Origin of the sequence: Chromobacterium sphagni (genome assembly GCF_001855575.1) — a bacterium.
In the GTDB taxonomy this organism is placed as follows: domain Bacteria; phylum Pseudomonadota; class Gammaproteobacteria; order Burkholderiales; family Chromobacteriaceae; genus Chromobacterium; species Chromobacterium sphagni.
The window spans coordinates 473,009-487,649 of sequence record NZ_MKCS01000002.1; the positions used below are offsets into that span (position 1 = coordinate 473,009).

A 14,641-nucleotide genomic window follows, 5' to 3' on the forward strand; every position below is an offset into this window, starting at 1 on the left:
CCGACCATTCTTGATATCCGGCAGAGGAGGGCATGATGACGCTGCAGTTCCTGTTCAATCATCTGGGGTTCGAGGCCGCCGCCGCCAAGCAGGTGTTGCTGCAAGGGCCGGCCGAGGCTGTGGTGGACGGCGTGGCGGTGCTGGACGCCGAGCGGCGGCTGGTGTTGCGCAGCCCCTTGCATGCCGCCGGCAGGGTGGATGGCTGGCGCGACTGGCACTACTGGCGGGCGGACATCGGCGCCTTGCGCGCGCCGGGCCGCTACCAGCTATGGCTGGAGGGCAGTACGCCGCCGCTGGTGTCCGCGCCGTTCGAAGTGGCGGACAGCCTGTTCGGCGCGCCGCTATTGTCCGATTTGCTGCATTATTTCAAGTCGCAGCGCTGCAGCGGCCTGTACGACCAGGCCGACCGCCTGGCGCGGGTGGAGGGGACGGACGAGCGGCGCGATGTCCGCGGCGGCTGGTTCGACGCCTCCGGCGATTGTTCGAAATACCTCAGCCACCTGTCCTACGCCAACCATCTCAATCCGCAGCAGACCCCGCTGCTGGTGTGGAGTCTTGCCCGCGCCCGCCAGGCCATGCCGGCGCAGTCCAAGTGGTTTGACGAGCGGATGGTGGACGAGGCGCTGCATGGCGCGGCCTTCCTGTTGCGCATGCAGCATGAGTCGGGCTTTTTCTATCAGACGCTGTTTGACGGCTGGAGCAAGGACGAAACCCGGCGCAGCCTGTGCGCCTATTCCACCCAGCAGGGACTGCGCTCGCCGGCGTCGCAGGCCGGCTGGCGCCAGGGGGGCGGCATGGCGGTGGCGGCGCTGGCCGCGGCATCCCGCCTGCCGCGCGATGGCGAGTTCGCGCGCGAGGCCTGCCTCGGCGCCGCCCGCCTCGGCTTCGTCCATTTGCAGGAACATGGCTTGTCTTATCTGGCCGATGGACGGGAAAACCTGATCGACGATTACTGCGCCTTGCTGGCGGCTTGCGAGCTGCATGCCGCCACCGGCGATGGCGATTACGCCGACGCCGCCGCCGAGCGGGTGGCCTGCATGCTGGCGCGCCAGCATGAGGACGGTTGGTTTTGGCTGGACGACGACCGGCATTACAGCTACTGCCACGCTTCCGACGCCGGTTTGCCGTACTTGGCGCTGGCGCGTTATCTGGAGGTGTTGCCGGATGGATTGTATGCGGAGGAGGCGGAGCGGGGCTGGCGCCGCGCCATGCTGGACGAACTGGCGCGCACCGCCCAGGAGGGAAATCCCTTCGGCTATCCGCGGCAATGGGTGCAGCGTCCGGGCTTGGCGTCCGCGGCGCGCTTCTTCATGCCGCAGGACAATGCCAGTGGCTACTGGTGGCAAGGCGAGAACGCCAGGCTGGCGTCGCTGGCCGCCGCCTCCTGGACGGGCGGTCGCCGCTGGCCGGAGCTGGCGCCGCGCCTGGACGGTTATGCGCAGGCGGCGATGGATTGGATCATGGGGAAAAACCCTTTCGATGTCTGCATGCTGCAAGGCCATGGCCGCAACAATCCGCATTATGAACCTGGCTACTACAACGCCTGCGGCGGGGTATGCAACGGCGTCACCGCCGCGCCGGGCGAGCAGGGCGGCATCGCCTTTCGGCTGCCGGGGCAGACCGATATCAGCCAGTCCTGGCGTTGGAGCGAGCAATGGCTGCCGCACGGCGCATGGCTGTTGTTGGCGTTGGCGAGCCGGGGGTGATGCCGGATGGCGCCATTTATGGCAATGAAACGCCCAATGGTTCGTTCATGGGCGTGGCGGAGTGGCTCGGCGCCGTCAGGCAAGTAAAGGGATTCAGAACGAAAAAAACGGCGGGATAGCCCGCCGTTTTTCGTTGCCAGATGCGATTTACTGCGCGTTGCTGCGCGGACTGCGATTGCCCTGGTAACCGCCCTCGCGGCGATTGCCCTGGTAGCCGCCTTCGCGGCGCTGGCCTTGGTAGCCGCCGCTGCCGCGACGATCGCCGTAGCCGCCCGGCTTGCCGCTGTTGCGACGCGGGCCACCCTTGGACGGACGGCGGGTCGGTTCCATGCCTTCGATCACGCCTTCGGTGATGGAGCGCTTCAGGTATTGCTCGATGCGGCGCACCTTGTGCGACTCTTTCGACTCCGCCAGGGTGATGGCGGTGCCGTCGCGGCCGGCGCGGCCGGTGCGGCCGATGCGGTGCACGTAGTCTTCAGCCTGCTTCGGCAGGTCGAAGTTCACCACGTGGGTGATGGTCGGCACGTCGATGCCGCGAGCTGCGACGTCGGTGGCTACCAGCACTTTGATGCGACCGCGACGCAGGTCGTTCAGGGTGCGGTTACGCCAGCTTTGCGGCATGTCGCCATGCAGGCAGGCGGCGGAGTAGCCCTGATCCGACAGTTTGTCGGCCAGCTCTTCGGTGTAGGCCTTGGTTGCCGAGAAGATCACGCACTGGTCAAAGCCCGATTCTTTCAGGATGTGATCCAGCAGGCGATGCTTGTGGTTCAGGTCGTCGGCGTACAGCAGGTGTTCTTCGATGGTGCCGCCGGAAGTTTCGGTGCGGGCGATCTCGATGCGTTGCGGATCGCGGGTCATCTTTTCAGCCATGCGGCCGACGATGCCGTCCAGCGTGGCGGAGAACAGCACGGTCTGGCGAGTTTCCGGAGTAGCCTTGACGATGGCTTCGATGTCGTCGATGAAGCCCATGTCCAGCATGCGGTCGGCTTCGTCCAGCACCAGCATTTCCAGGCGGGAGAAGTCGATGCGGCCGGAGCGCATGTGGTCCATCAGGCGGCCCGGGGTCGCCACCACCAGATCGATCGGGCGGCTCAGCGCGCGGATCTGGTAGCCGAAGGAGGAGCCGCCCACCAGGCAGGCGGTTTTCATCCAACGCAGGTCCTTGCCGTATTCCAGCGCGTTCTTCTCAACTTGCTGCGCCAGTTCGCGGGTCGGGGTCAGCACCAGAACGCGCGGGCCTTGGCCCTTGCCGGTAGAGCGTTCCGACAGTTTGGTCAGCGCCGGCAGCAGGAAGGCTGCGGTCTTGCCGCTACCCGTTTGGGCGGAAACCAGCAGGTCGCGGCCAGCGATGGCGGCGGGCACGGCTTCGGCTTGAACGGAGGTCGGGGAGGTGTAGCCGGCAGCTTCCAGAGCGCGCAGGATGGTCGGGGCGATGCCCAGATCGGAAAAGTTCATGTATGTCCTTTCAGGCCGGATGATGCCGGCGTCACTTATAGCCAGATTTCGTGGCGGTTATACGGCGCCTTTGGGCCGTAAATCATCGGCACTAACCTGGCAAGCGGCGAACAGCGGTCCAGTCGGAAAACGACATTATTGCTTGGACGAAGCCTGGAATGGGTCAGGGACGATGAAAAAACACTCGGGCAAGAGGCGTGAGGTTTGGGTTTGCCCGGTGAAAATGCAAGAGGCCGGACTATACGGTAAATTTTGCCGGTTTGCAACAGTTTTATTCAATCTGTCCGGGTAAGTATTTGATTGTTTTATGGCTTGCCGCGGAGGGGTTTCAAAAAAAAGTTTTTACTGTCCAGGGTGGGTGGGCGTGGGTCCGGGGTGGCGCGCCGTGCGGACGCTTTATCGGGCGCCCGCCCGCTCCGGCGCTGGCGATCCGGATGCCGGCCGCTACACTGGACGTATATCTACCAGGGGTCGCCGGATGGTTTTAGGGCAATGATGAGCCGTCTTGTGTCGATGGCCAATGCCATGTCGCGACATGCGCTGCGATGGCGGAGCGGGCATTCATGATAAAAAAATTCGGCCGGTGGCTGTCCGGGCGGGCTGTCCGGCTGCGGCCCGGCGCGGTGTACGGTCTGGCGATGGCGGGCAGCGCCTTGCTGGCGATGGGCGCGCTGCTGTTGCAGCAGTGGTGGGCCGCGGATGCGGAGCTGGCGGCGCGCGCGCAGTGGTTGGCGCGCCAGCTGGTTATTCAATTGGCGCCGGCCTATGCGGTGCTGCCGCGGGTGGCTTCGGTGGCGGCGGACGCGCCTGGCTGCCTGCTGGCGCGCGCCGAATTGGCATCCATCGTTCAGAAGACGCCGCATGTCCGCTACGCGGTGCGGCGTTTGCCGGACGGTTTGTGGTGCGGGTCGGATCTGGCGCGCAAAGATGCGCCGCTCGGCGAGCCGCGGTTGCAGTGGATTCCGGCCGGGGAGCGCGGGCCGGCGCTGTTGCTGCGCGGCGAGGCGGGCAATGCCGCGCTGGAAGTGGATGCCGGCTGGCTGCAGGCGCTGTTGTCGCAGGCGCGCCAGGGCGGGGTGGAGTTGCAGGTGCGGGTGGGCCGCGAGCAGTTTTCCGCCGATGGCGCGCTTTCGCCGGCGAGGGAGTGGGCGGATCGCGCGGACGCGCCGGTGCAAAGCCTTGCTGGCGGGATGGCGGTGGTGGCGCGTGGCGATGCCTGGGACCTGGTCTGGCGCAATGGCGAGGAACATCTGGGAGTGCTGCTGCTGGCTTTGCTGGTGGGTGCGGTGCTGGCATCGCGGCTGCTGCGCGGCGCCGGCGTGCGAAATGCCAGCGATTGGGAAATTCTCGAGGGCATCCGGTTGCAGGAGTTCTTCGCCCATTACCAGCCAGTCGTCACGGCGGCCGGCGGCGAATGCGTCGGGGTGGAGGTCTTGGCGCGCTGGCGTCATCCGGTGCAGGGCAATGTCCGCTCCGATCTGTTCATCCAGACCTCGATCGACGCCGGCCTGATCGTGCCCCTGACTCGCTATCTGCTCCGGCGGGTGACGGGCGAGTTGCGCCAGGTGGTGCTGCCGCCGGGCTTCATGGTGGGGGTGAACGTCGCCAGCGAGCATCTGGCCATGCCGGGGCTGGTGGACGACTGCCGCGAGATGCTGGAGATGCTGAAGGAAAAGCAGGCGGTGCTGGTGTTGGAGGTGTCGGAGCAAACGCCGCTGCGGGAGGGCTCCGGGGCGCTGGAGGTGATCCGCAGCCTGCGCCGGCTGGGGGTCAAGCTGACGCTGGACGACTTTGGCTCCGGCTATGCCGACAAGGCCTATCTGCAGCGCTGGGGCTTTGACTATTTGAAGGTGGAAAAAGGTTTTGTCTCGGCGCTGGGGCTGGATTGCCTGCGCGGCAATGTGCTGGATGGCCGGCTGATGTCGTCGGGTCTGATCGGCGTGCAGGTGATTGTCAAGGGCGTGGAGACGCAGGGGCAGCAGAGCTACCTCAACATGAAGGGCTTCGAGCTGCTGCAGGGCTTCTATTTTGGCAAGCCGATGACGCTCAATCATTTCCGGCAATGGCTGTACTCTGGAATCATCGACGACCGGCAGCATTTTCTGCGCCGTTCCCCGGCGGCGGGGCGGGCGGCGGGCAAGGATGGCGGCGTTTCGTGAGGGTGTCGGCGCGCCGGTTTGGGGTGCGGGGCTGCGTTTGTTACAATGCGGCCCTTTTTTCGTTTGTAAGGAAGCAGTGGAATGGAGTACGCCGTGCAGCGCTATGCGGTCACCCGGCCTTGGGCCAAGCGGGTGGGTCAGCTTTATGTCCAAGCCGCGCAGGTGGCCGAGGCCAGGGCGCAGATGAAGGACGTGATCCGGCGGGAGTTGGAGCGCGCGGCGCAGGTATTCGAGATTCCGCAGGCGGCCATCGGCTGCGAGTTGGCGTTGGCCGAGGCCTGGGGGCATTTTTTCCGCCACGGACGGGTGGTGTCGCATCTGGACGGCGGCTTGGCGCAGGCTCTGGCGCACACCCGGCAACCGGGCAATCTGCCCGATACCCTGGCGTTGCCCGCTGAGGCGTTTTTTCTGCATGTGCCGGGCGAAGGCGGGGCTTTCATCGCGCATCAGCCGGAGCGGCGCGCGCTGCTGCTGACCATGGTGCGGATGGGTTTTGCGCCGGACGGCGTCAACTGGCTGCAAGCGGCCGACCAGGTGGAGGTGGCGAGGGTGGAGTACCCTGGCGAGCTGGTGCCGCAGTTGGCGGCGGTGGGCGCTGCCTGGCAGGGCTTGCTGGCGGCGGTGCTCAACGGCCTGGCGATGATGACTCAGCCGCGGCTGGCGCGGGTCAAGGGCTGGGAGGCCGGCGCGCCGGCGGACTGGGTGGCGGCCGCGGGTCATCCCTCCTGCGCCAAGACGCGGCAGAGGGCGCGCAGCCAGCTGCTGAAGGCCGGCTTCGGCGAGATCACCTTTTGCCGGGTGGAGGATCTCGAGGCGGCTGCCGCCTATCAGAATCAGGGTTACTGGCGCCGTCAGTCGTTCGGCGAGGACAAGGCCCATTCCCGCCTGGTGTGGGTGGCGCCGCGCTGAGCGCTAGTATTCGTTGAGCAGCTGGCGGATCAGCTGGCGCAGCTTTTCCATCTCGAACGGCTTGTTGCAACTGGCGGCGATGCCGGCGTCCTCGAGTTCGGCCGGGCCGATGTGCTCGCTGTCGCTGGTGATCATCAGGATCGGGGTGCGTTCCTGTAGTCCGCTGCCGCGGATGTGCCGCGCCAGCTCCAGGCCGTTCATTTCCGGCATGTGGTAATCGGTGATGATCAGCTGGAACGCCTCCTGCTCGATCAACTGCAGCGCGCGCTCTCCGCCGCTGGTTTCGCAGAAGTGCTCGAAGCCCAGCTTTTCCAGCACCTGGCGGATGTGGTGGCGGGAAGTGCTGCTGTCGTCGACGATCAGCACGTTCATCAGCGCCATGTCGGCATCCACTTCCGCGCCCAGGCTGTCGCAGTTGAGGAAGGTGATCACCGACTGCATCGCGGTCTGCAGCTCCTGCTCGCTGAAGGGTTTGGGCAGGATGGCGAGGCTGCCGGCCTGGCGGATGGCTTCCAGCCGGTCCGGATTGGTTTCGCTGGAAACCAGGATGAAGGGCATGTCGTAGAGGTCGTCGCTGTCTCGCAGCGTCTGCACCAGCTGGCTGCCGGTCATGTCGGGCAGGTGGTAGGCGCTGATCACCAGATTCGGCCTGCGCTCGCGCGCCTGCTGGATCAGCTCTTCTCCGCCCAGGTGGATTTCAATCTGGGTGGCGCCCAGCGTCTCCAGCGCCTTGGTGATGATTTGCGCCTGGACCGGCGAAGGTTCGGCAAGTGAAATCAGTAGTTGCTCTAGAGCCAGCATAACCCTGCTCCTGCATTCCGCTTGATTGCATTATTGACGGTTTTGGCACGATTTTGCTGGCTGGGCAAGCAAAATCCTCAAGATCGCTGATCTGGCGCGGCGGGAATGTGTCGCGGCGGCAAGTTTTGCCGCCGCGTTATGCGGCAGGCGGACGATTTTTTGCCGCCGGGCGGGCCGTGTCTTTGGAAAACAATGGTTTGGCGGCGCGGCGCAGGGCTGGCACGCTTCGTGCTTTACTATGAGCCAGCAAGGGAGGTTGTTCATGCTAGACAAGATTGCCCACTATTTCGATTTCCAGCAGCGCGCGCTGAATCTGCAGGCGTATCGCGCCGAGGTGATAGGCAGCAATATCGCCAATGCGGAAACGCCGTATTACAAAGCTGTGGATTTTGATTTCAAGGCGGCCTTGCAGGCGCAGCAGGACAAACAGGGAAAACTGGCGATGGTTGTCACCGATCCGCGCCATCTGGCGAGCGATGCCGGTGGAGCGGCTGCCAATGTGCCCATGCAGTATCGCAGCGCGGTGCAGCCCAGCCTGGATGGCAACACGGTGGATATGGATGTGGAGCGCGGCGCTTTCGCCGACAACGCTTTGCAGTACCAGACCACGCTGACCTTCCTGGGCAAGCGCATCAGCAGTCTGAATTCGGCCATTCAAGGTTCTGGGAGTTAAGGTTAGATGTCTCTGTCGAATCTGTTCAGCATCTCCGGCTCGGCGCTGTCGGCGCAATCGATGCGGCTCAACGTGGTGGCCAGCAATCTGGCCAACGCGGAAAGCGCCACCAGTTCCACCGGCCAGCCGTACAAGGGCCGGCATGTGGTGTTCACCGCGGTGCCGGTTGATACGGCGCAGCCGCAGGTGGCCGGGGTGCGGGTGACTTCGGTGGTGGAAGACCAGACGCCGCCAAGGCTGAAATACGAACCGGGCAATCCGCTGGCGGACGAGCGTGGCTATGTGACCATGCCCAACGTCAACGTGGTGGAGGAGATGGCGGACATGATCGCCGCCTCTCGCGCCTACCAGAACAACGTTGAAATGATGAACACCGCCAAGAGTCTGCTGCAGAAAACCCTGCAGCTGGGTCAGTAACTAATTGCAAGGACGATGGCCATGACTTCCGCTACCAGCGCCGCCAACACGTTTAACTACAACTCGCTGAACAACCAGTTGGCGCCGGGCAGCAGCTCCATCCAGGCGGCCAACGGTTCGTCCGGCGGCAATACCACCTCCGCCACCAGCGCCCAGAGCCTGCAGAACAATTTTCTGACGCTGCTGACCGCGCAGTTGAACGCGCAGGACCCGCTCAATCCGATGGACAACAGCCAGTTGACCAGCCAGATGGCGCAGATCAGCCAGGTGTCGGGCTTGCAAACGCTGAACCAGACCATGCAGCAGCTGGTGACGGCGCAGAACTCCACCCAGTCGCTGATGGCCTCCAGCATGATAGGCAAGAACGTGATGGTGGCGGGCAATACCATCGCATCGCCGGCGGCGGGGCAGACCACCCAGGCCGGCGTGGTGCTGAGCGGCCCGGCGGCGGCGGTGACCATCAATGTGCTGGACAGCAATGGCAACAAGGTGGATTCCGTGACGCTGTCGAATCCCAGCGCGGGCTTGAACACCTTTGCCTGGGACGGCACCGACGGCAACAAGAATCCCTTGCCTGCCGGCAAGTACACCTTCCAGGCCCAGGTGGCCCAGGCTAGCGCCGGCGGAACCACTACCGCCACCGGCTACAGCAATCAGCAGGTGACTGCGGTGTCCTGGGCTCAGGGCACCCCGATGCTGGTGCTGGCCGGCAATACGCAGGTTCCGTTGTCCAGCGTTGCGCAGATGTCCTGAAGCACTCTGCCGAGAACAAGCTTAGTCAAGGAGTAGGAAAATGGGCTTTCAGCAAGGCTTGAGTGGTCTGAACGCAGCGTCTACGCAGCTGGACACCATAGGCAACAACGTCGCCAACGCCAATACCGTGGGCTTCAAGAGTTCGCGCACCGAGTTCGCCGATTTGTACGGCAACAGCCTGTACGGCATCACCAGCACCACGCCCGGCATCGGCACCCAGGTGTCCGCGGTGACGCAGAACATGGGCAGCGGCAATCTGGAAACCACCGGCCGCAGCCTGGACCTGGCGATCAACAACGCCGGCTTCTTTGTCATGGGGCTGCCCAACGGCACCCAGGCTTATAGCCGCAATGGCCAGTTCCAGGTCAACAACCAGGGTTATATCGTCAGCACCGCCGGCAATTACCTGCAGGGCTGGACCGCCAATTCGCAGGGAACGGTCGCGCTGGGGCCGGTGGGCAATCTGCAGCTGACCAATACCTCGATCCCGCCGACGGCCACCACCAAGATGAATATGTCGGTGCTGCTGAACTCGTCCTCCACGCCACCGGCCACCACGCCGATCAACAATCCGGCGCAGCCCACGTCCTACAACTGGACCAATAACCAAACGGTATACGATAGTCTGGGCAATTCGCACCAGATGACGCTCTATTACTCGATCAACACGCCTACCGCCGGCGTCGGCAACACTTGGACGGTGAATGCCTATGTCGACGGCACTGCGGCCGCAGCGCCGAATACCTTCACGCTGAGCTTCGACACCAGCGGCAATCTGACGACCGCTACCCCGTTCAACGTGACTTTCACGCCGAGCCCGGGCAATGGCGCGGCGGTGCCGCAAACGGTGGCGGTCAACTTCGCCAATTCGACCCAGATCGCGCAAAACTTCTCCACCCTGCCGGTGACGCAGAACGGTTCCGCGCCGGGCACGCTGCAGTCGATCAACATCTCGTCCAACGGTTTGATCCAGGCCAGCTTCTCCAACAGCCAGACCAAGACCATAGGCCAGGTAGCGCTTGCCAACTTCGTCAATTCGCAAGGCCTGCAGGATGTCGGCGGCAATCTGTTTACCCAGACCGGCAACTCCGGCCCGGCAACCATCAACCAGCCGGGTACCGGCAATACCGGCACGTTGTCGTCCGGTCAGGTGGAGGACTCCAACGTCAACCTGACCAACGAGCTGGTGAATATGATCACCGCGCAGCGTTACTACCAGGCCAATGCGCAGACGATCAAGACCGAAGACACCCTGATTCAGACCCTGTTGAACATTTAAGCGCTGAATAGAGACTGACGCATGGATAGAGTGCTGTTCCTGGCCATGACCGGCGCCAAGCATGAAATGTGGCAGCAGGCCACCACCGCCAACAATCTGGCCAACGTCAACACCAATGGCTTCAAGGCCGATTTGGCGGCGTTCCGCGCCTTGCCGGTGATAGGCGACGGCGCGCCGACGCGCACCTACGTGGTGGACAACACCATAGGTTTCGACGCCAGCCAGGGCAGCTTGCAGCATACCGGAAACCCCACCGATTTCGCATTGGCCACCCCCGGCTTCTTCGCGGTGCAGGGCGCGGACGGCCAGGAGGCCTACACTCGGGACGGCGGCTACGCGCTGGATGCCAACGGCCTGATGCGCACCCGCACCGGCCTTGCCATCATGGGCGACGGCGGTCCGATCACCGTGCCGGCCGGTTCGCAGGTGCAGCTGGGTTCGGATGGCTCGGTGATGGCCATTCCGCTGTCCGGCGCCAACCGCACGCCGCAGCTGGTGGGGCAGATCAAGATGATCAATCCCGGTCCCAAGGACATGTACAAGGGCGAAGATCGCCTGTACCACGTCAACGGCGGCGGCACGGCTCCCGCCAGCGCCGATGTCAAATTGGCGCCGGAGACGCTGGAATCGTCCAACGTCAATTCAGTGGATGCGCTGGTGCAGATGATCTCGCACGGCCGCCAGTACGAACTCAATATCAAGATGATGCAGACCGCCCAGCAGGATGACCAGCAGGCGGCGCAACTGTTGTCGGTCAGCAGCTGACCGCCGCAATAGAACAAGAAGGTAACTCGCCATGATGCGCGCACTGTATATCGCCAAGACCGGCATGGATGCCAGCCAGTTCCAGCTGGACGTGGTTTCCAACAACCTGGCCAACGTCAACACCATAGGCTTCAAGGGCAGCCGCGGCGTATTTGAAGATTTGTATTATCAGACGCTGCGCCAGCCGGGCGGGCAATTGGCCAACGGCAACACCAACCCCACCGGCCTGCAGATCGGCACCGGCGCGGCCGCGGTGGCTTCGTCGCGCATTTTCAGCCAGGGTCCGACGCAGCAGACCGGGCAGCCGCTGGATCTGGAGATCAACGGCGATGGTTTCTTCCGCCTGCTGCAGGCGGATGGCACCACCGCCTATACCCGCAACGGCCAGTTTCAGCGCAACGCCAATGGCGACGTCGTCAACCCCGACGGCTTGCCTTTCAACCCCAACATCAACATTCCGGCCACCGCTCAGCAGATTACCGTCTCGGCCGCCGGGGTGGTGCAATACACTTTGGCCGGCGCCACCGCGCCGCAGACTGCCGGCACGATAGAGCTGACTACCTTCATCAATCCGCAAGGCTTGCAAAGCCTGGGCAGCAACCTGTATCTGCAGACGGCAGCCTCCGGCGATCCGCAGGACGGCAATCCGCAGACCGACAGCCGCGGCTCCATCCAGTCGGGCTTTCTGGAGTCGTCCAACGTCAATGTGACGGAGGAGCTGGTCAATATGATCACCGCTCAGCGCTCGTTTGAGATGAACTCGCGCGCGGTGACTACCGCCGACCAGATGCTGCAGAAACTGAGCAATATGTAATCAGCGTTGGCGGCAGCCTGCCGCCATGGCGATGGGAGCGACGGCAATGAAAACCAATCTGGCGATTCTGGCCATCCTGACGGCGCTGACCGGCTGCGCGGTGCAGGAGCCGCCGCTGGTGACGCTGCCAACCACGGCGCGGCCGCAGCCGCGGCCGGTGGGTATCCCCAGCAATGGCGCGATCTTCCAGGCGGCCAGCTACCGGCCGCTGTTTCAGGACGGCATGCCGGTGCAGGTGGGCGACACCTTGCAGGTGATGATCCAGGAGAACTCGTCGACATCGGCGTCGGAACAGACCACCGATACCCGGACTTCTGCGCTGACCTCCAACATCACCGCCGGCGTCAAGATTCCTTTCCTGCCCAGCGGCCTGGCGGGCGGCCTGGGCGGCACCAACTTCAACAGTTCCGGTTCGTCCAACAATACCGGCAAGGGCAACAACCAGGTGGCTACCAGCTTTGTCAGTTCCATCACCGTTACGGTGATAAACGTGCTGGCCAACGGCAATCTGGAAGTCAGCGGCGAGAAGCAGGTGCGCATCAACAGCGACACCGAATCCATCCGCCTGTCCGGCGTGGTGAATCCGCGCGATGTCACGCCGGACCGCACGGTGTCTTCTCTGAAGATCGCCGATGCCCGGGTGGAGCAGCAGACCAAGGGCAACAACCGCCTCTACAATGAGCCGGGTTGGTTGTCGAAGATTTTCATGTCGTTTTTGCCGATCTGATCGGCGGGCGGCATAGAGGTGGAATGATGAAAAAGTGGATTTTGCTGCTTGGCCTGCTGCTGGCGTCCTTGCCGGCGCTGTCGGCGCAGCGCTTGAAGGATATCGCCAATATCGGCGGCGTGCGTCCCAACCAGCTGATAGGTTACGGCCTGGTGGTCGGTCTGGATGGCAGCGGCGACAAGGTCACCTCTTCGCCGTTCACCGGCCAGGCGATGATCAATATGCTCAATCAGCTTGGCGTGCAGGTGCCTCCCGGCACCAAGATCGATCCGAAGAATGTCGCCGCGGTGTCGCTGACCGCCACTTTGCCGGCTTTCGCCAAGCGGGGGCAGGCGATAGATGTGACGGCGTCGTCGATAGGCGACGCCAAGAGCCTGCGTGGCGGCACCTTGCTGCTGTCGCCGCTGAAAGGCGCCGACGGCCAGATCTACGCGATGGCGCAGGGCAATGTGGTGGTGGGCGGCGCGGGCGCGTCGGCCGGCGGCAGCTCCACCCAGATCAATCAGTTGAGCGTCGGACGCATTCCGTCGGGGGCTACTGTGGAGCGGGAGGTGCAGACCGCGCTGGGTGACGGCGAGTTCATCCATCTGGAGTTGCAGGAGGCGGACTTCACCACCGCCAATCGCGCGGTGCAGGCGATCAACAAGATCTTCGGCGCCGATACCGCCAGGGCGGTCGACGGACGCTTGATCGAAGTGAGGGCGCCGTTCGATAGCAACCAGCGGGTGCAGTTCCTGTCGCGGATGGAAAATATTGCCGTCGACCCGGCAGATGTTTCCCCCCTGGTCATCATCAACGCCCGCACCGGCTCCATCGTGATGAACCAGGCGGTCACGCTGTCCTCCTGCGCGGTGTCGCATGGCAACCTGTCGGTCACCGTCACCAATACGCCGCAGGTCAGCCAGCCCAATCCGCTGTCCGGCGGCAAGACCACCGTCACCAATCAGGCGGATATCGTGATCAACAGCACTGGCGGCAAGGTGGTGGGGCTGAAGGGCGGCGCCAATCTGTCGCAGGTGGTCAACGCGCTCAACGCGCTGGGCGCGACGCCGCAGGATCTGATTTCCATCCTGCAGGCGATGAAGTCGGCGGGCTCGTTGAAGGCTGACTTGCAGATCATCTGATTCTCTGGGTTCGGAAGTTGGCATGATTATTGCTGTTCAATTGGCAAGGAGTGATACATGACTGCCAAATTCCAACCCACCATGCCGCAGGATGCGCTCAGCCGCCAGCTGGCCATCGACCCGAGCCATATGCGCAGCCTGAAAGCCAAGGCCAATAGCGACCCCAAGGCCGCTGCGCGCGAAACGGCATCGCAGTTCGAGGCTTTGCTGATGAACACCATGCTGAAGACCATGCGTGAAACCAAGTTCGACGACTCGGAAGAGTCGAACGGCATGGATACCTATCGCAGCATGGCGGACCAGCAGCTGGTGCAGGCGATGAGCGCCAACGGCGGCTTGGGTTTGGGCGACATGATCTACCGGCAGATCGCCAAGCAGTCCGGCTTCAGTCCGGATGAGGCGAAAATGCATGCCCTGAGCAGTTCCGGCCCGTCTCTGGCGGCGCAGCCGGTTGGGCAGCGCATGTTGCAGGCCTACCGCAACGCGCAAGTCGCGCCGGGAGCCGCCGCCGCGGCAACCGAGCCTCAGGCGGCCACCCTGCCGATGGGAACCGGGCGGGCCTTTGCCAGCAGCTTGTTGCCGCATGCCCGCGCCGCCGCGCAGCAGCTGGGCGTGGCGCCGGAGTGCGTGGTGGCGCATGCAGCGTTGGAGAGCGGCTGGGGCAAGCGGGCGATTCGCAATTCCGACGGCTCGGACAGCCACAACCTGTTCGGCATCAAGGCCGGATCGGACTGGCAGGGCAAGACCGCCACGGTGATGACCACCGAGTACAGCGGCGGCGTGGCGCAGAAAAGAATGGAAACCTTCCGCTCCTACGATTCCTATGCCGATGCGTTTTCGGATTACGCCAAGGTGCTCAAGGGGTCGTCGCGCTACAAGAACGTGCTGAACCAGGGGCAGAACATGTATGGCTTCGCCCAGGGTCTGCAGGCTGGTGGCTACGCCACCGATCCGCGCTATGCGCGCAAATTGGTTGATGTCGCCGCCAGCCTAGCGCAGCAAGTGGCCAAGGCTTGATCAAGTTCCGGCTGAGTCTGCCGATAGAGATAGAGAATGTAG

At 63.7% G+C, this 14,641-nt stretch carries 14 protein-coding genes; 12 read left to right on the top strand and 2 right to left on the bottom strand.

Going from position 1 to position 14,641, the window contains the following annotated elements:
- Window positions 1-32: 32 nt before the first annotated feature.
- Window positions 33-1,706: a glycoside hydrolase family 9 protein gene (locus tag BI347_RS18065; protein ID WP_239690946.1), complete on the top strand. Its 1,674-nt coding sequence runs from the start codon at window positions 33-35 to the stop codon at window positions 1,704-1,706.
- A gap of 147 nt (window positions 1,707-1,853) precedes the next feature.
- Here the strand turns inward: BI347_RS18065 and BI347_RS18070 are convergent, their stop codons facing one another.
- Entirely contained in the window at window positions 1,854-3,161 is a 1,308-nt protein-coding gene (locus tag BI347_RS18070; RefSeq protein WP_071115018.1) for a DEAD/DEAH box helicase, read from the bottom strand.
- A gap of 563 nt (window positions 3,162-3,724) precedes the next feature.
- Between BI347_RS18070 and BI347_RS24715 the strand changes: the two genes are divergently transcribed.
- Complete coding sequence (locus tag BI347_RS24715; protein WP_239690947.1) at window positions 3,725-5,320, top strand: EAL domain-containing protein; 1,596 nt, start codon at window positions 3,725-3,727, stop codon at window positions 5,318-5,320.
- 81 nt (window positions 5,321-5,401) lie between these two features.
- Complete coding sequence (locus BI347_RS18080; RefSeq protein ID WP_071115020.1) at window positions 5,402-6,229, top strand: hypothetical protein; 828 nt, start codon at window positions 5,402-5,404, stop codon at window positions 6,227-6,229.
- A 3-nt stretch (window positions 6,230-6,232) separates the two neighbouring features.
- Here BI347_RS18080 and BI347_RS18085 read toward each other — a convergent pair whose 3' ends face one another.
- Window positions 6,233-7,030: a response regulator gene (locus BI347_RS18085; RefSeq protein ID WP_071115021.1), complete on the bottom strand. Its 798-nt coding sequence runs from the start codon at window positions 7,028-7,030 to the stop codon at window positions 6,233-6,235.
- Window positions 7,031-7,292: 262 nt separating this feature from the next.
- Here BI347_RS18085 and flgB point away from each other — a divergent pair, with 262 nt between their 5' ends.
- The 9 genes from flgB to flgJ are packed head-to-tail and all read left to right on the top strand — an operon-like array spanning window position 7,293 to window position 14,599.
- Entirely contained in the window at window positions 7,293-7,703 is a 411-nt protein-coding gene (gene flgB, locus BI347_RS18090; protein ID WP_071115023.1) for a flagellar basal body rod protein FlgB, read from the top strand.
- Between the two features lie 6 nt (window positions 7,704-7,709).
- Entirely contained in the window at window positions 7,710-8,120 is a 411-nt protein-coding gene (flgC, locus tag BI347_RS18095) for a flagellar basal body rod protein FlgC (protein WP_071116641.1), read from the top strand.
- 21 nt (window positions 8,121-8,141) lie between these two features.
- Entirely contained in the window at window positions 8,142-8,873 is a 732-nt protein-coding gene (locus BI347_RS18100) for a flagellar hook assembly protein FlgD (protein ID WP_158020813.1), read from the top strand.
- Between the two features lie 40 nt (window positions 8,874-8,913).
- Window positions 8,914-10,152 carry a flagellar hook protein FlgE gene (gene flgE / locus BI347_RS18105; protein WP_071116642.1) on the top strand — a complete coding sequence of 413 codons (1,239 nt, stop codon included), beginning with the start codon at window positions 8,914-8,916 and terminating at the stop codon, window positions 10,150-10,152.
- A gap of 21 nt (window positions 10,153-10,173) precedes the next feature.
- Entirely contained in the window at window positions 10,174-10,917 is a 744-nt protein-coding gene (locus tag BI347_RS18110) for a flagellar basal body rod protein FlgF (protein WP_071116643.1), read from the top strand.
- Window positions 10,918-10,948: 31 nt separating this feature from the next.
- Window positions 10,949-11,731, top strand: a complete 783-nt coding sequence (gene flgG, locus BI347_RS18115) for a flagellar basal-body rod protein FlgG (protein ID WP_071116644.1) — start codon at window positions 10,949-10,951, stop codon at window positions 11,729-11,731.
- A gap of 46 nt (window positions 11,732-11,777) precedes the next feature.
- Window positions 11,778-12,458: a flagellar basal body L-ring protein FlgH gene (locus BI347_RS18120; RefSeq protein ID WP_071112375.1), complete on the top strand. Its 681-nt coding sequence runs from the start codon at window positions 11,778-11,780 to the stop codon at window positions 12,456-12,458.
- A gap of 26 nt (window positions 12,459-12,484) precedes the next feature.
- Window positions 12,485-13,582 (top strand): flagellar basal body P-ring protein FlgI, encoded by a 1,098-nt coding sequence (locus BI347_RS18125; protein WP_071112376.1) that lies wholly within the window; start codon window positions 12,485-12,487, stop codon window positions 13,580-13,582.
- A gap of 57 nt (window positions 13,583-13,639) precedes the next feature.
- Window positions 13,640-14,599 (top strand): flagellar assembly peptidoglycan hydrolase FlgJ, encoded by a 960-nt coding sequence (flgJ, locus tag BI347_RS18130; RefSeq protein ID WP_071112377.1) that lies wholly within the window; start codon window positions 13,640-13,642, stop codon window positions 14,597-14,599.
- The last annotated feature ends 42 nt before the right edge of the window (window positions 14,600-14,641 follow it).